The 25562-nt window shown below is 49.6% G+C and carries 28 protein-coding genes; 18 read left to right on the top strand and 10 right to left on the bottom strand.

Annotated elements, in window-relative coordinates; translation table 11 throughout:
• The first annotated feature begins 134 nt into the window (after positions 1 to 134).
• A complete protein-coding gene (locus Q0231_RS12905; protein ID WP_299347972.1) occupies positions 135 to 881 on the top strand; it encodes a pyridoxine 5'-phosphate synthase in 747 nt (248 codons plus the stop codon).
• Here the strand turns inward: Q0231_RS12905 and Q0231_RS12900 are convergent.
• Positions 873 to 1397 (bottom strand): methylated-DNA--[protein]-cysteine S-methyltransferase, encoded by a 525-nt coding sequence (locus Q0231_RS12900; protein WP_299347970.1) that lies wholly within the window; start codon positions 1395 to 1397, stop codon positions 873 to 875. The genes Q0231_RS12905 and Q0231_RS12900 overlap by 9 nt on opposite strands.
• Entirely contained in the window at positions 1394 to 1786 is a 393-nt protein-coding gene (locus Q0231_RS12895; RefSeq protein ID WP_299347968.1) for a VOC family protein, read from the bottom strand. The genes Q0231_RS12900 and Q0231_RS12895 overlap by 4 nt, the downstream gene beginning before the upstream one ends.
• Before the next feature lie 123 nt (positions 1787 to 1909).
• On the opposite strand from Q0231_RS12895, the gene Q0231_RS12890 reads away from it, so the two are divergent.
• The 3 genes from Q0231_RS12890 to Q0231_RS12880 all read left to right on the top strand — a co-directional run bounded on the left by Q0231_RS12890 (position 1910) and on the right by Q0231_RS12880 (position 5753).
• The gene (locus Q0231_RS12890) at positions 1910 to 2743 is read left to right on the top strand and encodes a universal stress protein (protein ID WP_299347966.1); all 834 of its coding nucleotides are present in this window, start codon (positions 1910 to 1912) and stop codon (positions 2741 to 2743) included.
• A gap of 216 nt (positions 2744 to 2959) precedes the next feature.
• Positions 2960 to 4162: a multidrug effflux MFS transporter gene (locus Q0231_RS12885; RefSeq protein WP_269393783.1), complete on the top strand. Its 1203-nt coding sequence runs from the start codon at positions 2960 to 2962 to the stop codon at positions 4160 to 4162.
• A 103-nt stretch (positions 4163 to 4265) separates the two neighbouring features.
• Complete coding sequence (locus Q0231_RS12880; protein ID WP_299347965.1) at positions 4266 to 5753, top strand: carboxypeptidase M32; 1488 nt, start codon at positions 4266 to 4268, stop codon at positions 5751 to 5753.
• 3 nt (positions 5754 to 5756) lie between these two features.
• On the opposite strand, the gene Q0231_RS12875 is transcribed toward Q0231_RS12880, so the two are convergent.
• On the bottom strand, positions 5757 to 6677 hold the full coding sequence (locus tag Q0231_RS12875) for a DMT family transporter (RefSeq protein ID WP_299347964.1): 921 nt from the start codon (positions 6675 to 6677) through the stop codon (positions 5757 to 5759).
• A 229-nt stretch (positions 6678 to 6906) separates the two neighbouring features.
• On the opposite strand from Q0231_RS12875, the gene Q0231_RS12870 reads away from it, so the two are divergent.
• On the top strand, positions 6907 to 8880 hold the full coding sequence (locus tag Q0231_RS12870) for an EAL domain-containing protein (RefSeq protein WP_299347963.1): 1974 nt from the start codon (positions 6907 to 6909) through the stop codon (positions 8878 to 8880).
• A gap of 233 nt (positions 8881 to 9113) precedes the next feature.
• Positions 9114 to 9323: a cold-shock protein gene (locus Q0231_RS12865; protein WP_269393787.1), complete on the top strand. Its 210-nt coding sequence runs from the start codon at positions 9114 to 9116 to the stop codon at positions 9321 to 9323.
• A 60-nt stretch (positions 9324 to 9383) separates the two neighbouring features.
• Here the strand turns inward: Q0231_RS12865 and Q0231_RS16750 are convergent, their stop codons facing one another.
• Positions 9384 to 11570: a VWA domain-containing protein gene (locus Q0231_RS16750; RefSeq protein WP_367274496.1), complete on the bottom strand. Its 2187-nt coding sequence runs from the start codon at positions 11568 to 11570 to the stop codon at positions 9384 to 9386.
• 287 nt (positions 11571 to 11857) lie between these two features.
• Here Q0231_RS16750 and Q0231_RS12855 point away from each other — a divergent pair, with 287 nt between their 5' ends.
• The 5 genes from Q0231_RS12855 to Q0231_RS12835 all read left to right on the top strand — a co-directional run bounded on the left by Q0231_RS12855 (position 11858) and on the right by Q0231_RS12835 (position 15089).
• On the top strand, positions 11858 to 13126 hold the full coding sequence (locus tag Q0231_RS12855; RefSeq protein ID WP_299347961.1) for an aminotransferase class I/II-fold pyridoxal phosphate-dependent enzyme: 1269 nt from the start codon (positions 11858 to 11860) through the stop codon (positions 13124 to 13126).
• A 69-nt stretch (positions 13127 to 13195) separates the two neighbouring features.
• On the top strand, positions 13196 to 13951 hold the full coding sequence (locus Q0231_RS12850; protein WP_299347960.1) for a helix-turn-helix transcriptional regulator: 756 nt from the start codon (positions 13196 to 13198) through the stop codon (positions 13949 to 13951).
• A gap of 67 nt (positions 13952 to 14018) precedes the next feature.
• Entirely contained in the window at positions 14019 to 14411 is a 393-nt protein-coding gene (locus Q0231_RS12845) for a VOC family protein (protein ID WP_299347958.1), read from the top strand.
• On the top strand, positions 14408 to 14728 hold the full coding sequence (locus Q0231_RS12840; protein ID WP_299347957.1) for a DUF1801 domain-containing protein: 321 nt from the start codon (positions 14408 to 14410) through the stop codon (positions 14726 to 14728). Before Q0231_RS12845 ends, Q0231_RS12840 begins: the two co-directional genes overlap by 4 nt.
• A gap of 76 nt (positions 14729 to 14804) precedes the next feature.
• Entirely contained in the window at positions 14805 to 15089 is a 285-nt protein-coding gene (locus Q0231_RS12835) for a putative quinol monooxygenase (protein WP_299347956.1), read from the top strand.
• A gap of 4 nt (positions 15090 to 15093) precedes the next feature.
• Here the strand turns inward: Q0231_RS12835 and Q0231_RS12830 are convergent, their stop codons facing one another.
• Positions 15094 to 15585, bottom strand: coding sequence for a hypothetical protein (locus Q0231_RS12830; protein ID WP_269393791.1), 492 nt, complete (start codon positions 15583 to 15585; stop codon positions 15094 to 15096).
• A gap of 277 nt (positions 15586 to 15862) precedes the next feature.
• Between Q0231_RS12830 and Q0231_RS12825 the strand changes: the two genes are divergently transcribed.
• Positions 15863 to 16489, top strand: coding sequence for a TetR/AcrR family transcriptional regulator (locus Q0231_RS12825; protein WP_269393792.1), 627 nt, complete (start codon positions 15863 to 15865; stop codon positions 16487 to 16489).
• A gap of 56 nt (positions 16490 to 16545) precedes the next feature.
• On the top strand, positions 16546 to 17565 hold the full coding sequence (ilvC, locus tag Q0231_RS12820; protein ID WP_269393793.1) for a ketol-acid reductoisomerase: 1020 nt from the start codon (positions 16546 to 16548) through the stop codon (positions 17563 to 17565).
• Between the two features lie 92 nt (positions 17566 to 17657).
• Here ilvC and Q0231_RS12815 read toward each other — a convergent pair whose 3' ends face one another.
• Positions 17658 to 17972, bottom strand: a complete 315-nt coding sequence (locus Q0231_RS12815) for an NIPSNAP family protein (RefSeq protein WP_269393794.1) — start codon at positions 17970 to 17972, stop codon at positions 17658 to 17660.
• 113 nt (positions 17973 to 18085) lie between these two features.
• On the opposite strand from Q0231_RS12815, the gene Q0231_RS12810 reads away from it, so the two are divergent.
• The 4 genes from Q0231_RS12810 to msrA all read left to right on the top strand — a co-directional run bounded on the left by Q0231_RS12810 (position 18086) and on the right by msrA (position 22157).
• Positions 18086 to 18982 (top strand): PhzF family phenazine biosynthesis protein, encoded by an 897-nt coding sequence (locus tag Q0231_RS12810; protein WP_299347953.1) that lies wholly within the window; start codon positions 18086 to 18088, stop codon positions 18980 to 18982.
• A 79-nt stretch (positions 18983 to 19061) separates the two neighbouring features.
• Positions 19062 to 19487 carry a hypothetical protein gene (locus tag Q0231_RS12805; RefSeq protein WP_299347952.1) on the top strand — a complete coding sequence of 142 codons (426 nt, stop codon included), beginning with the start codon at positions 19062 to 19064 and terminating at the stop codon, positions 19485 to 19487.
• 375 nt (positions 19488 to 19862) lie between these two features.
• Positions 19863 to 21422 carry a 2-isopropylmalate synthase gene (locus Q0231_RS12800; RefSeq protein WP_299347950.1) on the top strand — a complete coding sequence of 520 codons (1560 nt, stop codon included), beginning with the start codon at positions 19863 to 19865 and terminating at the stop codon, positions 21420 to 21422.
• Positions 21423 to 21551: 129 nt separating this feature from the next.
• Positions 21552 to 22157, top strand: a complete 606-nt coding sequence (msrA, locus tag Q0231_RS12795) for a peptide-methionine (S)-S-oxide reductase MsrA (RefSeq protein ID WP_299347948.1) — start codon at positions 21552 to 21554, stop codon at positions 22155 to 22157.
• A 29-nt stretch (positions 22158 to 22186) separates the two neighbouring features.
• On the opposite strand, the gene Q0231_RS12790 is transcribed toward msrA, so the two are convergent.
• From Q0231_RS12790 to Q0231_RS12775, 4 genes are all read right to left on the bottom strand, one after another.
• Positions 22187 to 23173 carry an aldo/keto reductase gene (locus Q0231_RS12790; RefSeq protein WP_299347947.1) on the bottom strand — a complete coding sequence of 329 codons (987 nt, stop codon included), beginning with the start codon at positions 23171 to 23173 and terminating at the stop codon, positions 22187 to 22189.
• Positions 23170 to 23547 carry a MerR family transcriptional regulator gene (locus tag Q0231_RS12785; RefSeq protein WP_269393800.1) on the bottom strand — a complete coding sequence of 126 codons (378 nt, stop codon included), beginning with the start codon at positions 23545 to 23547 and terminating at the stop codon, positions 23170 to 23172. Before Q0231_RS12785 ends, Q0231_RS12790 begins: the two co-directional genes overlap by 4 nt.
• Before the next feature lie 77 nt (positions 23548 to 23624).
• A complete protein-coding gene (locus Q0231_RS12780) occupies positions 23625 to 24449 on the bottom strand; it encodes a mechanosensitive ion channel domain-containing protein (RefSeq protein ID WP_299347945.1) in 825 nt (274 codons plus the stop codon).
• A 91-nt stretch (positions 24450 to 24540) separates the two neighbouring features.
• A complete protein-coding gene (locus Q0231_RS12775) occupies positions 24541 to 24975 on the bottom strand; it encodes a GAF domain-containing protein (protein WP_299347944.1) in 435 nt (144 codons plus the stop codon).
• 124 nt (positions 24976 to 25099) lie between these two features.
• Here Q0231_RS12775 and Q0231_RS12770 point away from each other — a divergent pair.
• A partial coding sequence (locus Q0231_RS12770) for a hypothetical protein (protein WP_299347943.1) occupies positions 25100 to 25562 on the top strand: 463 nt, incomplete at its 3' end.

Here is a 25562-nt window from a genome sequence, read left to right as displayed (position 1 = left end):
AGGTCCGCTTCTTATGGCTTAGTGGTGATTATTTGTCATCCCTTCGTCTTACTTTACGTGTTGTGCGGTTGCCAGTTGAGGCAAATTCGCATAACCCTTTGAATAATCATTCCTTGTAAGTGTGGGGAGATCAGATGACCGCACTCTCTGTAAATTTGAATAAAGTGGCGCTGTTGCGCAATCAACGTGACCTACCTTGGCCCAGCGTTGTGGGCATGGCGCGGGTGGTTCTAGACTCGGGCGCTGATGGTATCACCGTGCATCCGCGGCCAGACGAACGTCATATTCGACGCTCAGATGTTTATGATTTGGCGGCGCTGGTGCGCGACGAATATCCAGATAAAGAGTTCAACATTGAAGGCTATCCCGATAATGGCCTTATTGATCTGGTTCTAGAGAATAAGCCACATCAAGTAACCTTTGTGCCCGACGATCCAAACCAAGCCACTTCGGACCATGGTTGGGATGTTAAAGGCTCGCACAATATCTTGGCTGATCCTATTCGCCAGATGAAACAGGCGGGCATTCGTGTGTCTTTGTTCATTGATGAAGACCCCAACATTCCACCTGATGCAGCAGAAATTGGTGCCGATCGCGTTGAGATTTACACCGGGCCATTTGGTGGTACTTTTGGTACGCCGGAAGGTGACCATCACTTGCAGCGCATGCAAGTGACGTCACAAGCAGCAAGTGCTGCCGGTTTGGTGATCAATGCAGGGCATGACCTAACGCTTGAGAATTTGCCGGCATTTTTGGCACAGGTGCCAAATGTGGCCGAAGTGTCCATTGGTCACGGCATAACAGCTGATGCTTTGTTGATGGGCTTTGCAGAAGCGGTGCGCCAATATCAAAAGGCTCTGGGCAAAGAAATATCAGAATAGGTTGAACTGCACGTTTTTTGCTTTTTCGAGCTGAAGCAAAAATTGTTTCTTTTCAACGCCTCCCGTGAAGCCGCCAATATTGTTTTTGGCGGCGATCACCCGGTGGCACGGAACAATTATGGGCAGTGGGTTTTGCCCGTTAGCATTGCCCACAGCTTGCGCGCCTTCAGGTGTGCCAACGCGGCGCGCCAATTCGCCATAGGTGATCACATCGCCAAACGGGATTTGGGTGAGGGCGGTCCAAACGGATTTGTTGAAGGCGCTGCCCTCAAATTGAGTGTTCAAGTCAAAAACTGTTCGCTCGCCTGCAAAATACTCATTGAGCTGCATGATCACATTGGCAAAGCGCGGTTGATCCTGCTGCCAACTGGGGTGCGGGGCAGGTGGTTTCCCGTTGAGGGGGAAATCCAAATAGAGCAAATGGCTGTTGGTGCCCGCAACCATTATCGTGCCCAACGGGCTGTCCATTTGAGCATAGAGCAAATCGGGCCGTCTATTTTTTGCTTTAGCGCTCACTTTTCCTCGACATCTTTTTCAATACCAGCGGGTTCCCATAGTTCAATAACGTTGCCCTCAGGATCGGCCAACAACGCAAACCGGCCATTTGGCTCAGGCTTTTCACCAACGTTTACTTCAATGCCAGCGTTGCGCAATTGTTTGACCATCGCGTCCATATCCGCCACGCGAAAATTGAACATAAAGTCTTGGTTGTTGATATTCTTGAAGTCCTTCATTGAACTATCAAACGGCATGAAAACAGTTGCGCCGCCTTTTGGGCGCCAACCTAAAATACCATATTCTTCAGGCAATTGGTCGATGCCGAGGTGGTCCTCGTACCATTGAGCGAGCATCTTTGGGTCTTTGGCCCGAAAGAATGCGCCGCCAATTCCTGTTACTTTTTCCATTGCCGCACTCCTTATTTTAACTCTAATTAACATGTTGATTGAGATCAACGCGCGGATCTAGCGAAGAATGCATGATCACCTCGGACGGGCACTTTGGGTTTATCTTTTGGTGGAGAGACAAAAATGATTAAAGACATCTTGGTTTATTTGGACGGGAGCAAGGAAGACGAGGTTCGGCTTTCCTACGCTGTGCCGATCGCTGAGCAGCATGAAGCGGTTTTGACCGGTCTGTTGTGCGTTGAGATCCCAGATGTAATCAGCGCTGGGGATGGCGTGTTTTCGGTGGGCAAGGTTGCCGCAGAGTTGCAGGCGCAAGCCGACGAATATGGTGACAAAGCAGAGGCCGCGTTAAAGGAAACATTCTCCAAACTTGATGTGCGGTGCGAGTTGCGCCGCATAGACACGGTGGGGGCGCAGATGGGCGCTGCGATCGCTGACGAGGCCCGCGTGGCCGATGTTTTTGTGGCGACACGTCCTTACGGACATTTTTCGGAACAACCTGAATTGATGGAAAAAATCCTGTTTAGTTCTGGGCGCGCTTGCCTGTTCGTACCTCCGGCCATTCCGGCAAAAGAGCCACTATCTGACATTGTGGTCGGCTGGCGCAATTCGCGCGAAACAGCGCGTGCCGTTGCTGATGCCATTCCATTTTTGCAAAAAGCCAAAAAGGTCACATTGGCCATGGTGCATGAAGCTGATTCAAATGAAGAACTGCGGATTGAGCCAGGCGCTGATATGGCCCGCCACTTGGACAGGCACGGCGTGAATGTTGAACTGCGCAATATTTCAGGCTGGGACAATGCTGGTGAAGCGCTGTTGAATGAGATTGAACGCACTGACGCCAATATGTTTGTAATTGGTGGCTACGGCCATTCGCGGTTCCGCGAATGGGTGCTTGGCGGGGTAACTCGCGATGTTTTGACCAAAGCCGAAGTGCCGGTTTTGATCGCTCACTAGGTATTTCTTCCTGACGGAAAACTTTAGGGCCAGCTTCTGCTGGCCTTTTTTTGTGTTTGCAAAACGGATGAAATCAGATACGGGTAGAAGTACATTAGGACCAATAAAAAACCATTGCGGGCTCAATCTACTCGCCGTCCTATTGAAGTGGTGCAAAGCACCTACCAACAGTTTTGATTTCTCTAGCGCCGTTTAGGTGCGCCGATTGGTGACGCAATGATAAATTCGAGAATGCTCAAGAACGCCCTGATTTTGGGCCTAATAACAGCAATTGGCCCTTTTGCTATTGATATGTATTTGCCTGCTTTGCCTGCAATTGGGCAAGATTTGGGTGCAGATACCGCTGCAGTTCAAGCCAGTTTGATGTCGTTTTTCATCGCCTTGGGCGTTGGGCAGCTGATTTATGGGCCGATCTCAGATGTTTTTGGCCGCAAGAAACCCCTTTATTTCGGCATGATATTGTTTGCAGTGTGTGGCGTTGGCTGTGCGCTGGCGACTGATATTAATTGGCTTATTGGTCTGCGGTTTTTCCAAGGGGTTGGCGCTTGCGCCGGTGGCGTAATTGCACGGGCCGTTGTGCGTGATTTGCACACCGGTGCCGAAGCTGCACAACTTATGTCTTTGCTCATGCTGGTTTTTTCCATTTCGCCCATTCTCGCGCCGTTGGTCGGGTCCGGCATCGTTGCCTTTGGTGATTGGCGCACGATTTTTTGGGTGGTGACGATCGCTGGCGTACTTGGTTTCCTCATGGTGCTGTTTTTTATGGAAGAAAGCCACCCAGAAGCGGCCCGCACGTCAGGCAATGTGAAGGCGATCATGGCAAGCTATTGGGATGTGCTTAAAGATAAGCACTTCCTAGCAATGACATTTGTGGGCGCATTCGGCATGTCCAGCTTCATGGTGTTTTTGGCCAACTCATCTTTTGTGTTTATCGACCACTACGGCCTTAACCCCACCCAATATAGTTTTGCGTTTTCCATTAATGCCGTGTCGTTTTTTGCTGTTTCACAGCTCAATGGCATATTGTCGAAGCGTTATGGTTTGCTGCCGCTGATCCGTTTTGGTGTGTTTGGTTTTGCCAGCACAATGATTTTGATGTTTGTGGTGATGGCTATCGGGTTTAACGCTTGGCCCGTTATGTCCACGTTCTTGTTTGTTGGATACGGCTTTTTGGGACTTGTTGTGCCAGTGACAGCGGTTTTGGCTTTGGAAAATCACGGCAGAAATGCAGGAACGGCGTCTGCCATGATGGGGACATTGCAAATGACAACCGCTGCGATTGCCATGGCTGTTTCGGGTGCATTGTTTGATGGCACGGCTTTGCCGATGGTTGGCTCTATTGCCGCTTGTGCCTTGATCGGGCTGACCATCACAATGGTCAGTTTGCGCCAGCAACGAGAGACCGCGGCGGCAGAATAGGCGAAAATCCGAGTTTTTGGGAAATGGCATTTGACAGTTGAAATCCAAACAGCTCTATTCAAATTTCACACCGTTTTAGTCTCATCAAAAAATGTTGGATAATATGTCGGCATATCGTCAGCTCGTTGATCGTTTTAACCAGATTTCAGCCATTCGTGGCGCTTCGGCCATGTTGGGCTGGGATGCTGAAACCATGATGCCAGATGGCGCGGCTGGGGTTCGCGGTGAACAATTGGCAGCGCTTGCGGGCGTTGCACACGAAAAAATAACTGATGCTGGTCTAAGTGATTTGCTCGAGGCTGCAAAAGCTGAACCGCTTGAAGGCTGGGAAGCGGCGAATTTGCGCGAAATGGACCGCAGCTACCGCCATGCCAACGCGTTGCCTAACGATTTGGTGGCCGCACTCACTAAAGCTACATCTCACTGTACTCACGTTTGGCAGGCCGCAAGGCCGAAGAACGATTTTGAATCCTTTGCCAAAGCCTTCGAGCCTGTTCTTAAACTTGTGCGCGAAGCCTCTGTCGCTAAATCCGAAGCATTGGGGTTGGACCCTTATGATGCGATGTTGGATGAATATGATCCAGGCATGAGCGCTGCGCAGGTGGACCAATATTTTGGAGAGTTGCAGGCATTTCTGCCCGACTTTTTAAACGAAGCGTTGGATCATCAAGCTACTCATCGCCAGTTTAAGCCTTTGGAAGGCAAAACCTCAACTGAGGCGCAAGAGAAGTTGGGTCGCACTTTTATGACGGCCTTGGGGTTCGATTTTAATCACGGTCGGATTGATGTTTCGGCGCACCCATTTTGCGGTGGGGTGCCCGGCGATGTGCGCCTGACCACACGCTACAATGATGATGCGTTCAGCCAAAGCCTTTATGGGGTTTTGCATGAAACAGGCCATGCGATGTATGAGCTTGGTTTGCCAGAACAATGGTGCGGCCAGCCCGTTGGGCAAGCACGCGGCATGTCGATGCACGAAAGCCAATCCCTGTTCCTTGATATGCAGCTTTGCCGCACAGACGAGTTTTTAAGGTACGCGCTGCCAGTTGTACGCGATACTTTTGGTGTTGGCGGTGATACTTGGGAAGCTGAAAACTTCAAGCGCTCTTTGCTCAAGGTTGAGCGGGGTTTGATCCGTGTGGATGCAGATGAGGTGACTTATCCGCTCCACGTGATGTTGCGATATCGTCTTGAAAAAGCGCTTCTGTCTGGTGATTTGCAGATCAATGATATGGAAGCGGCTTGGAACGACGAGATGAAAAAGTCGATTGGGGTGGTGCCGGATGGCGTTGGCAACGGTTGCATGCAAGATATCCATTGGCCCAGCGGCGCAATTGGATATTTCCCAACCTATACCATTGGCGCGATGATTGCAGCGCAGCTGTTTGACACGCTTAAAGCCCAAGTGCCAACATGGGCGGATGATGTGCAAAAAGGCGACTTTGGGTCTGTCTTTAAGTGGTTGCGCGAAAATGTGCACCACAAGGCTTCACTGCATTCAACGCCTGAATTGATTACTCAAGCCACCGGCAAGCCGTTGGATGTTGGTATTTTTAAAGCACACCTGCGCGAACGTTATTTGGGCGCATAATATCTAATCTGGGCTCTGGTCGGCATATTGTTCGCGATAGAACACATAAAGGCCAGAGCCCAGAATGATCGCGATCCCGAGCCATGTGAGAGCATCAGGGAAATCTCCGAAAACCAAATACCCAAGAATGGTTGCCGCGACGATTTCGATATATTGAAATGGCGCCAATAGGCTTGCAGGCGCGCGCTTGAAGGCTTCTGCGATGAGCACATAAGCGAGCACGCCTATTGTTGCTGATAGGGCAAGCCATCCCCAATGGGGTTGCTGGGGCCAGCTGAAACTTAAATCTTCAATGCCTGACATTGTGCCTGCCAAGATCGCAATGGCAAGAAAACACGACCCAAAGAGCGTTGCCCATCCTTGCACGGCAATGCCGTCCATTTTGCCCTGAAGTTGCTTGGTGATGGTGAAATAACCCGCCATACAAATAGCGGTGATGACGGGCATAAGCGCGTAAACACCAAAGGTTGCATAGTTGGGGCGAATGATGATTAAGGCCCCAAGTAGGCCCACACAACAAGCGGTGATGCGCCGCCACCCGACTTTTTCGCCTAGGAATAGGATCGAAAAGAACACCAATATTAGGGGTTCTACAAAAAAGATGGCGATGAAGGTCGCCAGGGGCAAGACGCTTAAACCCAGCATTAAGGTCAGCATGACCACACAAATGATGCCCCCCAGCAAAACGAGTGTGCGCAAGTGAAGTCGGGGGAAATCTAGCTGGCGTCGAACACCGAGCAGGGCCATAAACAATGCCGCCTGAATGATAAAGCGAAACAGGGCAATGGTGCCGGGCGACAGAAATGCAGTGAGGTATTTCCCGATCGAATCCATAACCGGCAGCAACAAAGCCATTGAGATCATCAAGATCATGCCAAGTCGCGGATTGGCATGCTTTTGTGCAAAGGCTTTGTGATCAGGCATAGGATTTGCGGTCTTTCGTTGGAAAGTGGACGACCGCGCCCGAAACAGATTTGGCAATCAGGGGTCTGTCCAAATGAACAATTCAAACGATACACATCGTAAAGATTGTCGGCAATGGGTTGGTTACCACAATCATTGCACGCCGAGCCGTAATGAAGGCATTTAACGCAATGTTTATTTGCTGTGCGCACTATGCTGCTGAAATCGTTTTCAAGCAGTGGGGAAGAAGATGCTGACTCATCTTCGTGCATTTGCCGATCTATATAGCGTGCCGATAAACGATCGGGCGTTGGCGCAGGCGCAGGTTAAAGAGATGGCACGCCGTATGCCGTTGGTTTACTTGATCACCTGTATCAGCGCGGCGGGTCTTTCCTTCACTCACTATGACGTCGCCCCTGTTTGGCTAACACTCGCGTTGCCGCTCGTCTTGGTGCTGGCGTGTATTGCCCGGTTGCGCTATTGGCTGATGGACAAAGGGCGCATTTATACCCACCGGGCAGCTATTGCACGGCTTCGAGCATCAGTTCGCTTGGGCAGTGTTTTGGGGTTCGCATTCGTTATTTGGTGTTTGAGTTTGTATCCATATGGCGATGCGGTTTTGCACACCTATATTGCTTTCTTTATTGTTGTAACAGTTGTGGGAGTTGTGTGTTGCTTGCTCTATTTGCGTGCAGCAGCGCTGGCGGTGGCCACATCGGTGTTGGTTCCGTTTTTTGGTCACTACCTTTTAACTCAAGAAGCAGTTCACTTTGCTATGGCGGTGAATACAATCGTGGTCGTTAGCGCCGTTGTATATGTCATGTTGACTTACTATAACGATTTCTCGCAGCTGATCTCTAGCAACGTCAAAACGGCAAAACTGAGCGACGAGAATCTTAAGCTTGCCAACCATGACAGTTTGACCGGGTTGCCGAACCGCAGGGTGTTCTTTGATGTCTTGAAGCGATGGGTTGAAGGTGAGCAAAATCATACGCCTGTTACTGTTGGTCTGCTAGATATTGACGGGTTTAAACCGATCAATGATGTTTACGGGCATATTGTTGGTGATCAATTGTTGATGGAAATCGGGCGACGACTTTGTGATTTCACAAGTGACCGATTGACAGTTGCTCGCCTTGGCGGCGATGAGTTTGGTTTTTTGGCAACCCCTGCGCTTAGTGATGAAGATGCACATGCGCTCGGGGAGAAAATTGGTAAGGCGATTGCAGATCCAATTCAGCTGGCGGCAAGCTGTGTGCGGGTTACGGCTTCCATTGGAATCATCAGTGGTGGCGGTGACTCGGCTGAAGCAAATCAGCTATTTGAGAAGGCAGATCATGCTCTCTACTTTGCTAAGCAGAACCAACGCGGTCGGATTGTTATGTTTTCTGAAGAACATGAAAATGCAATTCGGCAACGCAGCTTTGTAGAGACTGAACTGAAAAATGCAGACTTGGACAAAGAGCTTACTTTGGCATTTCAACCAATTTATGATCAAGAGACTGGCCGTATATCCGCAGTAGAGGCTTTGGCCAGGTGGTCAAGAGATGGTGTGCAATTTACGCCTGATGTGTTTATCCGCCAGGCCGAGCGTTGCGGCATTATGGGCAAACTGACGTCAGTATTACTCCGAAAAGCGCTTCGAGCAGCCCGGGCATGGCCAAGTGATGTCGGTTTGTCCTTCAACTTGAGCGCTGCGGATATCGGTTCGCACCAAACAATGGCTCACATTACGGACCTAGTTTTGCGGTCACGATTCCCAGCAGAACGCATTACATTTGAGATAACAGAAACCTCCATCGTACAGGACTTTGGGCGCGCTGAAGCGGCGCTTTCGAAGTTGAAAGAGCTCGGCAGTAATATCGCCATGGACGACTTTGGAACTGGTTTTTCAAGCTTGAGCTATTTACAGCGACTCCCTTTTGATCGCGTGAAACTTGACCGTAGCTTTGTCTCAGAAATTGAGAACGACGATAAAACTCGTCGCATCGTGCGCTCGATTGTTCGGCTGGCACATGAGCTGGATATATCTGTTGTTGCTGAGGGAATTGAGACTGAGGGGCAGCGTCGGTTATTGTTGGATATGGACTGCCAGCTGCTGCAAGGTTTTCTGTTGTCACGTCCAATAACCGGTGCGGATTTGTTGAAGCACTTTCGAGGGTCTACATTGGATGCTGCTCTTGCGCTGGATGCGCCGAAAAGTGCAACGACTATAAATACTTGATATGGCGGCGCGACAATTAATGTTGGCGCCCCACACTTAAAGCTTGCGTTTTCTTGTCAATGAGTTATAGAGCTTCTTACGTTTTCAGCCGTCTTTGGCTAACTTGATGCCCGGCTTGCCGGTTAGAATGGTTTTCCCCTTATAATGGCGAACGTTACCCCTTTGTGCATGTTGCATGAGGGACAATTAGTTTGGCGTGTGTTGCGTCAAACATCACTACAATAGGTATTACCATGGCTAACGGTACAGTTAAGTTCTTCAATTCAACTAAAGGCTTCGGCTTTATTTCACCTGACGATGGCGGCAAAGATGCATTCGTGCACATTTCAGCTGTAGAGCGTTCAGGTCTTTCAGGTCTCGCAGACGGTCAAAAAGTTTCTTACGATCTTGAAGCTGGTCGCGACGGTCGTGAATCTGCTACAAATCTTGAGCTTTTGGACTAAGTCCAACTCGCTTTTGAGTTTGAAAGGCCACCCATTTGGGTGGCCTTTTTTGTTTGTGGTTTATTCAACGCTCAACGGCGTTGTTGCCAATGTTTTACCAGTGTCTTTGACCTTGTACCGCACTTCATAGCTGCCGGGACTGCCGGGAGCATAAATGAACAATGGGCTGCCTTGAACAGTGCCCGCACTTGTAATCGGGGCGGCATTGTCTGGCGAACCAGTTGCGACGATTTCAATTGTATCGCCTTTTGCGGCAGGACCAGTCCAGCTCACCTCTATCGCGTCGCCCGCCTTGGCATTGCTCGGGGCGGAAACGCTGGCGCTGGCCGGTTTTAGCGTGATGGGTAGAGCCGCGAGTGTGCGATCTGAAGACCCGATCACATACCGAATCTCAAATGCGCCCAGAGCCTTTGGCAGGTCTATTTCGGCTGGTGAGCCGTTCCTTGTGTAGGCGTAATCATTATAACTGCCTTCGTCGCTGCCGATTTCAACCACTGTGATGTAGTCACTTGGGGTATTTGGTCCCGTCCAATCGATGCGCAATTTGCCACCCGGAATGGGCGTGCCATCAAAGCTCAGGGTTGCTGTGACCTCTGTTAGAGTGATGGGGCGACTGACCAATGTGCGTTTGCTTGAATCAATCACATAGCGCAGTTCGTACACCCCAACTGCGTCTGGCGCGGCGATTTTGGCCGGTGAGCCGTGTCGGGTATAGGCGTAGCTTTTGTAGCTGCCTTCAGCCGCACCTTTTTCTACGATGGTTATATAGTCGCCTTTGTTGCTTGGGCCGGTCCAATGCACTTCAAATTCGGAACCCGCTGGCACGCTTTCGGGCGATTCCAACGTGCCGGAAATGGCAGTGACTTCCACTATTGTTGAAGCGAGAGTGCGCTTGCTTTTGCCGATGACATACCGCACCTCATATTCGCCCAATCCATCCGGGGCTTGAATGACAGCAGGATTGGCATTTTTGGCGTAAGCATAGTCTTTGTAGGTGCCTTGCTCTGCACCTACTTCAACAATGGTGATGTAATCGGACCCATAGGCAGGTCCTGTAAAGGCGACTTCGAATTCGCTTCCTGCCCCAACTTGTGCGGGCGCGGAAACAGAGCCAGTTATGGCCACAACTTCTATGTCGGCCCGGCCCAAGGTCTTGCGGGTTTCACCATGCACGTAGCGCACCTCGTAAGCCCCCAAACCATCGGGTGCATCGATTTGGGCAGGATTGCCGTTTTTGGTGTAGGCGTAATCGTTGTATGTGCCTTCATCGCTACCTTTTTCAACAATGGTGACATAGTCACTTTGGTGATCCGGTCCTTCCCAATTCACTTCAAATTCAGCACCGGCGCTAACCTGTTCAGGGGCGGTTACTGTAGCCTCAAGTCTTTGCACTTCAAGTGTGATTTCAAAGCTTTGTTTTGCGACGTCCGCCAATATGTCAATTGCGCCACCGCCGGAAGCTGCGGTGCCAGAAACGCTAACATTGTAAGTGCCCGCATCTAGACGTCCGTGGGCGTCGCCAAACCCATAGTCGGTCAGAACTTCGTTGCCGTCTTTGTCCAGAATGCTCCAATTCAGCGTAATGTCTGTAACTTTTGTGTTGTTTTGATCAACAGGGATCAAAGTGATCGCTGGAACAATGGCGACCACAGTTTCCTTTAGTGCTTCAGCAAGGGCATCGCCATTTTCTGCTGAAATATATTGACCGCCAGTGTTTTCAGCCAGGCAGGCAACTTGGGCGCCTTCTTCTTTTGAAAGACCAAAGCCAACCACATGCGCGGTGAAATTTGCGCCTTGGGATTCAAGCAATTTGCCTAGTTCGCACACGTTTGCTTTGCAGGTTTCTAGACCATCGGTAATCAAGACCACAGTAGCGGTGTCTTCGGTGTATCTTAGTTCTTCTGCTGCGCGTTTTACCGCGTCGGTGAGGGGGGTCTTGCCCAAAAACTTCATCTTGTCCGCTTTGTCAGCGATTAGTGAAGCCGTGCCAGTGGCAGGCGGAACCATCAACTCTATGTCGGTGCAATCGCCTTTTTTACGATGCCCATAGGCCATTAGCCCCAGCTCTGTCGTTTCGGGTACGGTTTTCAAAACGTCGCGCAACGTGTCGCGGGCGATTTGCAGCTTGGGCACGCCATCAATTTGGCCCCACATAGAACCAGATCCATCCAGAACAATCATGGTGCGCTCTTGCGCGCTCGCTGCGCCGAATGAACTTGCAAGTGCAATGCAAGCGCCAAGAAACATAGTCTTAAAATGCATGGTCTTCCTCCCAAGAATCCGTGCAAATGACTTTTCTTATTGTGCGCTATGTTCAGCGATTTAGTTTTCTTTTTGGAAAAATCATTTTCACAAATAGTATTATTGAGCACCACTATTGGCCATTAAATGACATTTATCAAGATGATTAATTGGCGCAGTTGGGCCCAAATAGAATAGCATTTCAGTGTTCCGATTGTGCGGCAATCTGACTAGCTTAGTCTGTGCAAAAATTGCTAGTGTGAAGGTCGAAAACCACTAGCAAGGACTGACCGATGAAACTTGAATCACTCGCCCTTCACCATGGCTATACATCTGAAGCCACCACGAAGGCTGCGGCCGTGCCGATTTATCAAACAACATCTTATACTTTTGATGACACGCAGCATGGCGCTGATCTGTTTGACCTTAAAGTTGCGGGCAATATTTATACCCGCATTATGAACCCAACCACCGCTGTCTTGGAGCAACGGGTTGCGGAAATGGAAGGTGGCATTGCGGGCCTTGCCCTTGCATCAGGCATGTCAGCAATCACCTATGCCATTCAAACCATTGCAGAAGCTGGCGACAACATCATTTCTGTGGCGCAGCTTTACGGCGGAACATACAACCTGTTTGAACATACATTGCCGCGCCAGGGCATTGATGTGCGCATGGTTGATGCCAGCTTTGAAGGTATTGAAAAACTGTTTGACGCAAACACCAAAGCCGTGTTCTGCGAAAGTATTGGTAACCCGGCAGGCAATGTTGTTGATATTGAAAAACTGGCTGAAATCGCTCATGCCCATGGGGTTCCGGTGATTGTTGACAACACTGTTGCCACACCATTTTTGTGCCGTCCGTTTGAACATGGTGCAGACATTGTTGTGCACTCCCTCACCAAATATATCGGCGGACACGGCACCTCGATTGGCGGTATTATTGTTGATAGTGGCAAGTTTGATTGGGTTGCGAACAAAGAACGTTTCCCCTTGTTGAACGAGCCTGATCCATCATACCACGGCGTTGTTTACACCGAAGCATTGGGCGAAGCGGCCTTTATTGGCCGGGCACGGGTTGTGCCCTTGCGCAACACCGGCGCTGCGATTTCGCCGATGAATGCTTTCTTGATTTTGCAAGGGCTTGAGACACTTGGCCTTCGCATGGAGCGCCATTGCGAAAACGCTCAAAAAGTCGCTGAATACCTTTCAGCGCACGACAAGATTGCTTGGGTCAATTATGCGGGTCTAAAATCGTCTCCGTATCATGATCTTGCGGCCAAAATCTCCGGCGGCAAAGCCTCAGGCATTTTGAGCTTTGGCATCAAGGGCGACCGCGAAAACGGCGGTAAGTTCATCGACGGTTTGAACATGATCTTGCGTTTGGTGAACATTGGCGATGCAAAATCTCTCGCGTGTCACCCAGCCTCCACAACCCACCGTCAGCTTAGCGCAGACGAGCTGAAAGCTGCAGGGGTGTCGGAAGACCTTGTGCGGATTTCCGTTGGCATTGAACATGTTGACGATATTATTGCCGATATTGAGCAGGCATTGGCTGCTGTTTAATCCAATTGGGGTCGCGTGATCGCGCGTGGCCCCATTACTCCTTAGTTAGGTTTCGCTTTGCGAGGTTATTTGGAAAACCAGCCTTCTCGGCGGCAGCAACGTTGGGCCGAGCAGTTTTGGACGTTCGAGGCGGAGACGTCGGGCGAAGCAACAATCTTGCCAGATGCACGCTCGGATTTAATCTTAAGGTTCCAACAAAATGGTGAGCGGATAACCAATGTCCGGCCCATCGTTTCACTACCAATGATTTCACCCTATCATATTGAGTACAAAGCGGATGACTGCTGGATTGGCGTGCGGTTAAAGCCAGAACAAACATCCGCGATCAAACAATTGGTTTCTCCTCTGGGGAAGAGCGCGACCCTATCGCAAGCAGATGCAGATCGCATTTTTGCACCCGTCATTGCATTGGCCAAGCCAATCCAAACGTGCGCGCATTTGCGCAAAGTGCTGGATATGGCGCTGGAAACATTGTCGGTCACCACATTTCCAAATTGGGTGCGCAGCACCATTGATCGTTTTCACTTGTCCGGTGGACGCGTACGCATTTCTGACAGGGCGGGAATTTTAAACATTTCCGAGCGCCATTTTCGGCGTGAATTTATGCGCGCTGTTCATGTTTCGCCCAAGGCCTATTGTTCGATCATCAGGTTTCACCGTGCGTTGCGATTGATCGTTGAAGGTGGTTTGTCTATTTCCGATGCAGCGTTTGAAACGGGCTATGCCGACCATTCGCATTTGACCCGCGCATTTTCAAAAATGGGTGGTTTTTCGCCCTCAAACATTCCTCCTCATTTATCACTTCCCGGCTTGCCGATAAATTGATGTCCGTTTTGTTCAAGACGTGCATTGGAGTTTGCATTAGCTTCACTGCAAAACAAAGGGTGTTGAAATGAAACTTGGATATACAATCATTTACGTGAAGGACGTCACTGCAACGGTTGAGTTTTTTGAACATGCGTTTGGCTTGAAGCGTAGGTTCATTCATGAGGCTGGTGATTATGCCGAAATGGAAACCGGTGACACAGCACTCACCTTCGCTTTAGAAGATGCCGCCGCTGATAATGACATTGCGGTCTATCCCAACAGAGCGCGCGAGTTGCCCGCAGCTTGGGAGGTTTGTTTGGTGACGGATGATGTTGATTCTGCCTATAAAAAAGCGGTGCAAAATGGTGCTAAGCCCATTCTTTCTCCGACTCAAAAACCTTGGGGGCAAGTGGTGTCCTACGTGCGTGACCTTAACGGGTGCCTGGTCGAATTGGCTTCTCCTGTGGCACCGCAATGACAGTTTTTCAATCGAAACCAATTGTTGATGCCATCGAAGAATCGATTGCGCAGCATCTACCTGATGCCGCGGCGCGCGAAATGTATGGGGGTATGATGATGGAATTGGAGCCGGATGATCATTCAACCCGGCTGTGTGGTTACTTCGTTCATAAGGCTCATGTGTCCGTTGAGTTTTCGTTTGGTGCTGAATTGGAAGATCCCAAAGGTGTTCTTGAGGGGAAAGGCAAATTCCGAAGGCACCTTAAGCTGCGCGAAGCCGACGAAGTGGCACAGAAGAATTTGCAATTCTTTCTGCAGCAGTTGTTTGGTAGGTAAACATTTCGTGTGTCCACGTTCAGTAGATGTGCAAAAACGCTTGTGTTGCTTCTCGGGCCGTGATTGAACGTTATTCATGTCACAAATGGTATATCTAAATGGCTACATTGATGTGCCAAAAGACCGAATAGCTAAAGTTGAAGCGGCGTTACCGTTGCACATAGAGCTTTCGCGCGGCGAGCCGGGGTGTGTTTCGTTTGAGGTGGTGCCATCCACTCAAATTGAGGGGCGGTTTAAGGTGGCGGAGCTGTTTGTTGATCAGGCAGCCTTTGAGGCACATCAGAAACGAACCAAAGCGTCGGCATGGTTTAAGGTGACTGAGGGGATTCCCCGCGAATATGAAATACGGGTCGGTGAGTAACTGATTACGCGTGTTTGGTCGTTTCAAGTTGGTTTGTGAATTCGCCACAAAAGCGGTCCAACTCATTCTCAAACTCGGCAGAACCCAACATACTACCATGCGTTTTAAAAACCGCTGCTGGCTTGTGGTCGAACAGTGCGGCAAGCTGCTTGGCGGCGCTGTCTAGATCTTCAGGACCCATGCCACAAACAAAGATTCCACAATCTACTCTGCCTTTTGCATATTGTTCTGCGGCAGCGCGAATTGGGGCTGACGGACGGCCAAGCCAAATTGGTCCGCCAATGATGATCCGATCATATTCATTTAGGTCATTGATTGGCGCAAGTTTTGGTGTGCGCCCGATAATATTGTCAAAACCCGCCCAAAGGTCCCCCGCGGATCCTAAGTATTGATCACAAAGTATTTCTTGAAGGTCGGCAGATAGACGTTCAGCCATTCGTCGGGCCACTTGTTGAGAGTTGCCCGTTTTTGAAAAATAGATAATCAGTGTCCGCATCGTTTTTCCCCCGAGATTTGGTGAATGATAGACGGGGCGCAGGGGATATGCCCTGATGCAAGTCAAGGTTTGCCGGGAAATTGGGCGGGTGCTCTTTCTTTGGCGGAGTTCATAAAGAGACGGTTTTTGGATTTTCGACAACTGATTTGAAAAGTGCTGTGCGTCACAGTCTTACGCTTTTGACGGGATCAAAACCAAATATCAATTTTCTGCTTGCAATTTACCGAACCGTACGGTACGGTTCTGTTAGTGTTTACTTTACCATTGGAGATTTGCTTTGGCTCAAGCCGTGCGTTTAGGCGATGAAGAATTGACGGCGCGTCAGCAGGATGTGCTTGATATTGCGCTTTCACTTTTGGTGGAGGTTGGCGACAAGCTGACCATGACCGGTGTGGCGCGGCGTGCGCGTTGTTCAAAAGAGTCTCTTTATAAATGGTTTGGTGATCGCGATGGATTGCTAACAGCGATTGTGCAATGGCAGGCAGCAAAGGTTCGCTCTGTCCCTGTTGGCCCACAACGTATGTCGCGTGAGGCTTTGCAGTCACATTTGGAACAATTTGCGTTTGATTGGCTCAAAGTGATTTCTGGCGACATTTCAGTTGCTTTGAATCGTTTGGCCATTACCCATGCCGGGCCATTGAGCAATTTGGGTACTACGGTTTTGATGAATGGCCGTTTTGCGGTTGGCCAGCGGCTAAAACCGTTGCTGAAAGCAGGGCGTGGGGCAGGTTTGTTGCACTTTAGCGACGAAGAAGAAGCATTTCGCACATTTTTTGGTTTGGTGATCAAAGATGTGCAAATCCGACTACTGCTTGGCGAAGATCTAGTGTTAAGCGAGACCGATGTGGTGCGCGATGCCAAGCGCGCGGTTGAACAATTTGTGACGCTTTACGGCGTTCGATGAAACAAGGTGAGAACAATCTCGCCCGAATAATAAGATAATTTAAGAGGGATAACACAATGCGTGTTTATTACGATCAAGACGCTGATCTAAATCTGATCAAAGCGAAAAAAGTAGCCATTATTGGTTATGGTAGCCAAGGCCGCGCGCACGCGTTGAACCTTAAAGATTCTGGTGCGACCAATTTGGTTGTTGCTTTGCGTGAAGGCTCTGCAACGGCGAAAAAAGTTGAAGCTGATGGTCTTAAAGTCATGAGCGTTGCAGAAGCAGCTGCATGGGCCGACGTGATGATGATGGCAACGCCAGACGAATTGCAGGCGGACATCTATAAAGATGAAATCGCACCAAACATTCGTGACGGCGCAGCGATTGCTTTTGCACACGGTTTGAACGTTCACTACGGTTTGATTGAACCAAAAGACAGCATCGATGTTTTGATGGTTGCACCAAAAGGCCCAGGCCACACCGTGCGCGGCGAATATCAAAAAGGCGGCGGTGTACCTTGCCTTATCGCCATTCACCACGATGCAACTGGCAACGCAAAAGACATTGGTCTTGCTTATGCTTCAGGCGTTGGCGGCGGTCGTTCTGGCATCATTGAAACAACTTTCAAAGAAGAGTGCGAAACTGATTTGTTCGGTGAGCAGGCTGTTCTTTGTGGTGGCGTTGTTGAATTGATCCGCGCTGGTTTTGAAACATTGGTTGAAGCTGGTTATGCACCAGAAATGGCCTATTTCGAGTGCTTGCACGAAGTAAAACTTATTGTTGACTTGATCTATCAAGGCGGCATTGCCAACATGAACTACTCGATCTCAAACACAGCTGAGTGGGGCGAGTATGTAACTGGTCCGCGCATCATCACTTCAGAAACTAAAGCTGAAATGAAGCGCGTTCTGGACGACATCCAATCTGGTAAGTTCACTTCTGAGTGGATTCAAGAATACCGTGCGGGCGGTGCTAAGTTTAAAGCGACACGTCGCAACAATGACGCGCACCAAATCGAAGAAGTTGGCGCAAAACTTCGCGATATGATGCCATGGATTAAAGCTGGTGCATTGGTTGATAAAGACCGCAACTAGATCTGCACCAAGCTTTCAAAAGAATAAACCCTAGCTCTCCCAGAGCTAACTTGGGGGTGGTTTTTAACCACCCCTTTTTTTGTGCTAACACGCTACATGTTTGGCACCATAAATGGCTTCAAAAACTGCCGGTCATAGCGGCGGATGCATTTGGTGTCTTTTGCATATTGGAAAGCGGCGACACATTCTGGGTCATTTGCAATATCAGTGCGGTACCGCTCATAATCGGCAAGTGTCTCAAAAGAAAACAGCGCCAGCGCTAGATCATTTGCACTTTCGTGGGGCATGAAATAGCCATTGTGATAGCCGCCGTGCTTTTGCACAAGGGGAACCCAGAGTTTTGCGTAGTGTTCAAACTCGTCAAGTTTATCTGGCTCAATCTCATATTGGACATAGCAGGTGATCATTTTTCTCTCCGATGTTTTTGCACGAGAGAATTTGTTCATGCGCATTACAGATGGTCGAATCAATGCTATTGATGTGTTCAATTTATTGCTGACGCGGGCGGTGGGAGAGCACAATGCAGTTGCCATATTCGATTATTGACGTTTTCACCAAAAAGCGCCTTCAGGGCAACCCACTTGCGGTGGTGTTTGATGCGGATAATGTTCCAACAAATCAAATGCAAGAGATCGCAAAAGAATTCAACTTGAGTGAAACTGTATTTGTGTGTTCGCCCAAGAACGAACGCCATGTCGCAAATCTGCGCATTTTTACACCATCTGAAGAATTGCCATTTGCAGGACACCCGACGGTTGGCACAGCGGTCTTGCTTGGTTTGAAACAACGGATCACAGCCGTTCGATTGGAAGAAAAAATCGGCACAATTGTTGCGATCACAGAGCGATTGAACAAAGTCAGTGGCCATGCACGGTTTGGCCTTCCTGAATTGCCCAAACAAGTTGGCGATGCACCTGATATAGAGAAAATTGCTGGATCTTTGGGTTTGCAACCGGAGCAAATTGGTTGGGGGAGCATGCAACCCACCATTTATAGCGCCGGGGTGCCTTTTGTGTTGGTGCCAGTTAGCGACCAAGACGCGTTAGCCGCGATCAAATTAGAGCGGCGGGGCTGGGCTGATGTTTATGGCGGTGTCAGCGACAAAGTCTATGTTTTTACACCCGTTGATCATATGCGCTACGTGCAGTTCGCGGCCCGGGCGTTCATTGGTTTGGGCAGTCTGAAAGAAGACCCTGCCACCGGTTCCGCTACAGCCGCGCTTTGTGGGTTGTTGGCACAACAATATTATGAGGGTGAGGGGCTAGTAGACTTCACCATCGCCCAAGGGATGGAAATGGGTCGTCCGAGCTATATTGAAGCGCAGATTAAGCTTGAAAATGGTCAGTTGACCCATGCTGGAATTGGCGGCAACGCCATTTTGGTGGGCGAGGGTACTTTGTTCCTAGGTAGTGAGTAGCAGCAGTTTGCTATAACAGCCGCTCCTTGCATTGATTTTGTGCTGGGCCTAGGTTTTTCAATCATGTTAGGGGGATAGCATGGACATTCTATTGAAGATTTTGCTGATGGTGCACTTGTTTTCAATGTGTATTGGTATTGGCATTGGAATAGCGACCGCGGTTGCGTCCGCACAATTGGGCGATGTTAAAAGCGACGCCGGTAGAGCCATTCTGGGTATCACTAAGAGATTTGGTGGTTTGGGCCGTGCGGCGATAATACTCTTGTGGATCACCGGCATTTCAATGCTTTTAGTGGCTTACCCAAACCCAATGGATTTGGGACTTACGTTTTTCGCCAAAATAACGGCGGTTATCGTGTTGACCGTTTCTATATTTGTGGCGGGACGGCTTGGTCCGCTTGTTGCTGCAGGGGATGCAGACGCAAGAGCCAAGGCCAAAAGACTTGGCATGCTCAACGGTGGGATGGCCACATTGGCGCTCATTTTGGCGGTGCTGACGTTCTAAGGGTAGTGCTCAATCTGCGTTTGGTTTTGGCCAATGTGGACGGAAATGATGAATTAGGCCGTTTGCAGGGCCCAAAAAATTTGCTATGCGTTGAATCGCATTGATTTTTTGATGAGTGCTTTGGAGCAATGGTTGCATGATCCGCGACGCGTTTGAAATTGAAGATCACAAGACTGCCCGCCGTTTGGCTGCGGCACGTGATCTTGCGCGCGACAACCAAACTCTCCTTCTCGACCTCCTCCTTATTTGCCCCTGAGTACCGACAGTTCTCAGCGTGAGAGCGGGTGTTTAGGGGAGACAAAACAAAAGCCGAAAGAAATTGAATTTTTCCGGCCCGATTGTTTTATCAAGGGTCGACCATATTAGGACTACATCATGAGCAGCACTTCACAATCCAACACTGACCGTGTTTTCATTTTCGATACCACATTGCGCGATGGCGAACAGGCCCCCGGCGCAACAATGACGTTTGAAGAAAAACTGCAAGTGGCTGAGTTGCTTGACAATATGGGCGTCGATATTATCGAAGCTGGGTTTCCAATCGCTTCAAATGGCGATTTTGAAGCTGTTTCGGAAATCGCACGCCGTTCGAAGAACTCGGTGATTGCGGGGTTGGCGCGCGCCATTCGTGCGGAGATCGAGCGGGCAGGGGCCGCTGTGCGGTTGGCGCCGCGTGGGCGCATCCATACTTTTGTTTCAACATCTCCAATTCATCTGAAATATCAGATGAATAAGAACCAAGATGAGGTTTTGGAACTTGTTACACAATCTGTGACGCAAGCGCGCAATTTGATCGACGATGTTGAATGGTCGGCCATGGATGCAACCCGGACGCCGATTGATTATTTGGCCAAATGTGTTGAAGCCGCTATCAATGCGGGCGCAACGACAATCAATATCCCAGATACCGTTGGGTTCTCTGTCCCTGAAGAATATTTCGCGATGTTCAAAACATTGATTGAGACCGTGCCCAACGCGGACAAGGCCATATTTTCTACCCATTGCCACAATGATTTGGGCATGGCCGTTGCCAACTCTATTGCCGGTGTTCAAGCTGGCGCGCGCCAAGTGGAGTGCACCATTAATGGTTTGGGTGAACGCGCCGGCAACGCCGCGCTTGAAGAAATTGTGATGGCGCTGAAAACCCGAGGCGATGCTTTGCCTTTCCATACAGAGATTGACGCGACCCACTTGGCCCGCGCGTCAAAAATTGTTTCTGCTGCGTGCAATACCCCCGTGCAATTCAATAAAGCCATCGTGGGCAAAAATGCTTTCGCGCATGAAAGTGGCATCCACCAAGACGGTATGCTGAAAAACGCAGAGACATATGAGATTATGACCCCAGCAAGCGTAGGGATTAAAGAAACCTCCTTGGTGATGGGCAAACACTCTGGCCGCGCGGCTTTCAAAGATAAATTGAAAGACTTGGGTTATGAGTTGGGTGACAATGCATTCCAAGAAACCTTTGTCCGTTTCAAAGAATTGGCTGACCGCAAAAAGAATGTTTACGACGAAGATTTGATTGCTTTGGTCGACGATGAAATGGGCTCAATCGAAGATAAAATCAAACTCGTGGCCATGAGTGTTTCTTCAGCCATTGGCGGGGATCACACATGTGAGCTAACTGTTTCTGTTGAAGGCGACGCGAAGTCGGTCAAGGTTTCAGGCACTGGGTCTGTGGACGCTATTTTCAATGCGATCAAAGAAGCCGTTGGGGCCAACCCGCACCTTGTCCATTATGGTGTTGATGCGGTAACCGGGGGCACAGATGCACAAGCGAATGCCCATGTCCGGCTTGAAATGAATGGCAAAATTGCTTCTGGCCGCACCGCAGAACCAGACACTTTGGTGGCATCCGCTCGGGCCTATTTGAATGCCTATAACCGCTTGTTGATGGAGCGGGGTGCATCGGCGCAGGGCGTAATGGCTGGCTAGGGCTGCTTGATATAAACTCGAATTTAGGGCGCGTCCAAATTGGCCGCGCCCTTTTTGATTCAAACCAATGTGAATTGTTTGTGTTCGGCTAAGGTGGTTGCATGGGCTGAGCAACGAAAAGGCGGTAACATGCGAATTCTGTTTAACATTGGTGTAATTACAGCGATTTTATTGGCCGGAACCGCTGCGCAGGCGGGAGAGAAGGCGATTTTCGCCGGTGGTTGTTTTTGGTGTGTTGAGTGTGATTTTGAACAGGTGACCGGCGTAATTGAAGCGCGCTCGGGGTACACCGGTGGCACGGTAGAAAATCCTACCTACAAACAGGTTACCGCAGGAAACACAGGGCACTTTGAAGCCGTTGAGATCGAATATGATGAGACCGTGATTGCCTATAGTCAATTGGTGGACATCTTTTTTCGCTCGGTCGATCCGACAGATGCGGACGGGCAGTTCTGTGATCGGGGGGACAGCTATCGCACCGCCATTTTTGCGCTGGATGATGGACAGTTAAAAGTGGCAGCCGATGCCAAACGGCAAGCTGCTATTGAGCTTAAAAGTCATGTGGCGACCATTGTGCAACCTGCGATGACCTTCTATCCGGCGGAAGGATACCACCAAGACTATTACAAGAAGAATAAGCTGAAATATAGTTTTTATCGCTTCACATGCGGCCGCAACAAACGAGTGGAGCAGATCTGGGGAAAACGGGCCTATCAGGGCATCAAAGACCATTGATTGGGCGGCACCTCGCCGCCCAGTTTAGGCTAAATCATTTCACCGCTAACGAGTTGGTCAATTTCTTGCACTGTGTCCACATCCAGCGGACCGAACTCTAACGCGCCCGCGTTCTCTTCAGCTTGTGCTACGGTTCTAAAACCGGGGATGGGGAGCGCTTTGTCGCTGTGTGCCCAAATCCAGGCTAGCGCGCCTTGGGCAACGGTTCTTCCGCCTGTGGTCAAGATTTCGCGAATGCCGTCAAGGCGTTGTTGGGCGTCTTCTGCAGAACGAACATGGCCCATTTTGTTGAGCCAGGGTGCGCCGCCGGAGCGTACATCGTCTTCGCCAAAACTATGGTTGATCTTATAGGTGCCGCCCAACATGCCCATCGCTAATGGTGCGCGGTTAATGGACAGCATGTTGTGCTTTTCCACAATGGCCAGCGTCTCGTTTGCCGGGGTGAAAAGGTTGAGGTCATGTTGAATTGATCGGTAGTTCGGTGCGCCAAGCCATTGGCTCGAGTTGTCGGGGTGGTCGCTTGACCAACCGTAGCCCTTAATCAAACCTTCTTGCACAAGCTCTTCTAAGGCTGCTTGGGTTTCTTTTGCATCGTCGCCATCAAGGTCATCAATATGCAGTTGATAGAGGTCGATTACATCGCGTTTTAAGCGCCGAAGGGAAGATTGCACGGCCTTGCGGATATAAGCGCGGTCTGCGCCTTTGCCTGTGATTTGTTTGTTGTCTTCATTGAATTGATTGCCAAACTTTGTCGCAACAAAAACGTCGTTGCGCCCCTTTAAGGCTTCACCTACGATTTTTTCGGAGTGGCCCGCGCCATAAACGTCTGCGGTGTCGAAAAAGCGAATGCCCGCATCAAGTGCGGCGGCAATGGCGGCTTTTGATTCATTATCGTCCACAACGCCCCACCCCACAGGGATCGCGTCTGCCCAAAATGGGCCCCCGATGGCCCAACAACCAAAACCAAGACGCGGAATGGTTTGCCCGGTCCACAATGTGATGTCTGGCTTACTCATTGGGCTGCCTCTTTGTTTTGTTTTTCGAGCACGGAATTGTAATAGGCGATTTTTTCGTCGAGATGGGTTTCATAGGCATCAAGCTCCGCACGTTTTTGCGCCAACCGTTTGCGGTGATTTTCAAGCAAATCAATGCGATCAGGCACCGTGTGTTCACCCTCATGCACCAGATGGGTGAAGGTCTCTGTTTCGGCTAGGGGCATGCCAGTTCCGCGCAAACAGGCGAGCAAGCCGAGCCAACCCACATCGTTTTCGGCGTAATAGCGATGGCCCTTTTCGTCCCGTTTGGTTGAAAGGATTAGGCCCCGCTTTTCATAAAACCGGATGGTATCGGGAGATAGTCCGCTCTTTTTTCCTGCTTCACCAATATTCATTTGGACACCCTTTCATATCTGACTATCTCAGATAAATAGGGGGTTGGAGCTGCTCTAGGTCAATAGTGGTGTGCAAATTATTTTGGTGACAGCTCTGGCGCCAGAATGCGCATGTGTGGGAACGGTATTTCCACACCAGCTTTATCGAGCGCTTTTTTGCCTGCTTCATTGATCGCCATGCGGGTTTCCCAATGGTCTGCTGTGCGGGTCCACGCGCGCAGTTGCAGATCAACAGAGCTTGCGCCCAAGTTCATGACATATACAACGGGTTCAGGTGTTGTGAGAACGCGCTCATCAGATGTTGCCACTTCTAACAAAACCTTACGCGCCAAGTCGATATCGGCGCTATAATCAATGCCGACATCAAAAGAAATACGACGGGTCATTTCTTTATTGTAGTTGATGATTGTTGCATCCCAAATTTTCGCATTTGGCGTGAAGACATAAAGCCCATCGATGGTACGTAGTTGGGTTGCAAAAAGTCCAACTTGCTTAACAGTGCCATTGACCGCACTTGATTCAATATAGTCGCCAACGCTGAAGGGGCGCAGCCAGATAATCATCACACCAGCAGCTATGTTGGATAGGGTGCCTTGCAGCGCCAAGGCGATGGCCAAGCCAGCGGCACCGATGACCGCGATAATAGAGGCTGTTTGCACGCCAAGTCCGCTCAAGGCGATCACCAAAGCGGTGATAATGACGCCATAGCGCACCAATTGGCCAAACATAGGTGCCACAGTTTCGTCAAATGCTTTGGTATTTGGTAGGAGCTGCACAACGAGTTGGGCAAGCCACTTTGCGATGAACCAACCAACAATCAAAACAACAAAGGCGGTGAGAATGCTCATGCCATAACCATTAAGCCAATCGACGGTCGAAGTTGCGATTTGCGATATTTCCATGGCTGTCTGGTCCTTTGCAGTGGCTGTGTTGGTTTTGTTCTAAGATGGTCATGCTGTTCGTCAAGTCAAGCAAGGCACGCCCAGTTGGCATTTACAAAAATTTTGCGAGCGCCAATGCCTCTTTGAACCGTTGGTCGGTGAAATAACCTGTCTCGTGCAATATGTTGATGACTGCCACGGTTTTCCCTGATTTGACGACAGGGACATTTACAATTGAGCCGCAACCAAGACTTTCAATAATGTCCAGATCAGGAAATTGATCGCCCATTTGATCGGGCGAATTGGCCAGAAATGGTTTTTGTGATTCCACAACATCTTTGAACCACTGTGTTTTGAGAATGGGTTTGGTGCCGCTGGTTGGGTATGTGGTAGGATTTGATGAATATGAACGACGGGCCAATTGAGCAGGTTGGTCTAATTCCATAATCGTGAGTAGTTTGAACCCAGGTGCAACTGTAGCGGCCGCATTTAGCCTTTCAAATATTGCATTGTGATCCCTGGTATCGAATTGTTTTGAAATGTCCAAAATCGGCCCCAATTTCTCATTTTTTTGGTTTTGTCTCGAAATAGATTTACAAAATCTAAAATAACAATAATAAATCTGATTTGGAGACACCATTCATGAAGTTCGTGAGTGGATAATTTATACCATGGCACAGCGATACCTGATAAAACGATTAAAGCTCATCTCGATGATTCTCACGGCTCCATTGTTACTTGTGTGCATCTCGTTAAGCGTCCAGAACTTAATCAAAACCTATGGCGACACCGAACGCGCTGAGCGTGAAGTGATGTGGCAAATCGTACAGCTCAACAAAGAAATCGGTCATATACTCTACGCCGGTGAAACGTTTCTGAATGGTCACACCTCGCTCAAAGCACTCAGGCAACAATACGACCTGACCTGGAGTCGCTTCCCTGTCTTGCTATACAACAAAAGCCTGATGGAAACGACTACCGACTTAGAGGCGGTAGAAGCCGTATTTGATCTGTTCAAGCTAGCTGATAGCACCATCAAAAGCGATGAGCCCAACGCGGCTTTCCTGCATTCATGGCTGGACGATATTTTAGACTCATCGTCTAACTTCACCCACTTTGTTTCCAAAAGCATTA

Source organism: uncultured Maritalea sp., from assembly GCF_937139385.1.
GTDB classification, from domain to species: domain Bacteria; phylum Pseudomonadota; class Alphaproteobacteria; order Rhizobiales; family Devosiaceae; genus Maritalea; species Maritalea porphyrae_A.
The sequence above is the reverse complement of the archived record's forward strand: the minus strand, read 5'-3'. Positions and strand labels throughout refer to the sequence as shown.

Bases quoted from the DNA above. Each gene is read 5' to 3' on its own strand.
- Q0231_RS12810 (WP_299347953.1), top strand. From the start codon at position 18,086: ATGCAGTTGCCATATTCGATTATTGACGTTTTCACCAAAAAGCGCCTT.
- Q0231_RS12870 (WP_299347963.1), top strand. From the start codon at position 6,907: ATGCTGACTCATCTTCGTGCATTTGCCGATCTATATAGCGTGCCGATA.
- Q0231_RS12805 (WP_299347952.1), top strand. From the start codon at position 19,062: ATGGACATTCTATTGAAGATTTTGCTGATGGTGCACTTGTTTTCAATG.
- Q0231_RS12785 (WP_269393800.1), bottom strand. From the start codon at position 23,547: ATGAATATTGGTGAAGCAGGAAAAAAGAGCGGACTATCTCCCGATACC.
- Q0231_RS12890 (WP_299347966.1), top strand. From the start codon at position 1,910: ATGATTAAAGACATCTTGGTTTATTTGGACGGGAGCAAGGAAGACGAG.
- Q0231_RS12780 (WP_299347945.1), bottom strand. From the start codon at position 24,449: ATGGAAATATCGCAAATCGCAACTTCGACCGTCGATTGGCTTAATGGT.
- Q0231_RS12895 (WP_299347968.1), bottom strand. From the start codon at position 1,786: ATGGAAAAAGTAACAGGAATTGGCGGCGCATTCTTTCGGGCCAAAGAC.
- Q0231_RS12830 (WP_269393791.1), bottom strand. From the start codon at position 15,585: ATGCGGACACTGATTATCTATTTTTCAAAAACGGGCAACTCTCAACAA.
- Q0231_RS12840 (WP_299347957.1), top strand. From the start codon at position 14,408: ATGACAGTTTTTCAATCGAAACCAATTGTTGATGCCATCGAAGAATCG.
- Q0231_RS12855 (WP_299347961.1), top strand. From the start codon at position 11,858: ATGAAACTTGAATCACTCGCCCTTCACCATGGCTATACATCTGAAGCC.
- Q0231_RS12790 (WP_299347947.1), bottom strand. From the start codon at position 23,173: ATGAGTAAGCCAGACATCACATTGTGGACCGGGCAAACCATTCCGCGT.
- Q0231_RS12905 (WP_299347972.1), top strand. From the start codon at position 135: ATGACCGCACTCTCTGTAAATTTGAATAAAGTGGCGCTGTTGCGCAAT.
- msrA (WP_299347948.1), top strand. From the start codon at position 21,552: ATGCGAATTCTGTTTAACATTGGTGTAATTACAGCGATTTTATTGGCC.
- Q0231_RS12800 (WP_299347950.1), top strand. From the start codon at position 19,863: ATGAGCAGCACTTCACAATCCAACACTGACCGTGTTTTCATTTTCGAT.
- Q0231_RS12845 (WP_299347958.1), top strand. From the start codon at position 14,019: ATGAAACTTGGATATACAATCATTTACGTGAAGGACGTCACTGCAACG.
- Q0231_RS12815 (WP_269393794.1), bottom strand. From the start codon at position 17,972: ATGATCACCTGCTATGTCCAATATGAGATTGAGCCAGATAAACTTGAC.
- Q0231_RS12835 (WP_299347956.1), top strand. From the start codon at position 14,805: ATGTCACAAATGGTATATCTAAATGGCTACATTGATGTGCCAAAAGAC.
- Q0231_RS12865 (WP_269393787.1), top strand. From the start codon at position 9,114: ATGGCTAACGGTACAGTTAAGTTCTTCAATTCAACTAAAGGCTTCGGC.
- ilvC (WP_269393793.1), top strand. From the start codon at position 16,546: ATGCGTGTTTATTACGATCAAGACGCTGATCTAAATCTGATCAAAGCG.
- Q0231_RS12875 (WP_299347964.1), bottom strand. From the start codon at position 6,677: ATGCCTGATCACAAAGCCTTTGCACAAAAGCATGCCAATCCGCGACTT.
- Q0231_RS16750 (WP_367274496.1), bottom strand. From the start codon at position 11,570: ATGTTTCTTGGCGCTTGCATTGCACTTGCAAGTTCATTCGGCGCAGCG.
- Q0231_RS12885 (WP_269393783.1), top strand. From the start codon at position 2,960: ATGATAAATTCGAGAATGCTCAAGAACGCCCTGATTTTGGGCCTAATA.
- Q0231_RS12880 (WP_299347965.1), top strand. From the start codon at position 4,266: ATGTCGGCATATCGTCAGCTCGTTGATCGTTTTAACCAGATTTCAGCC.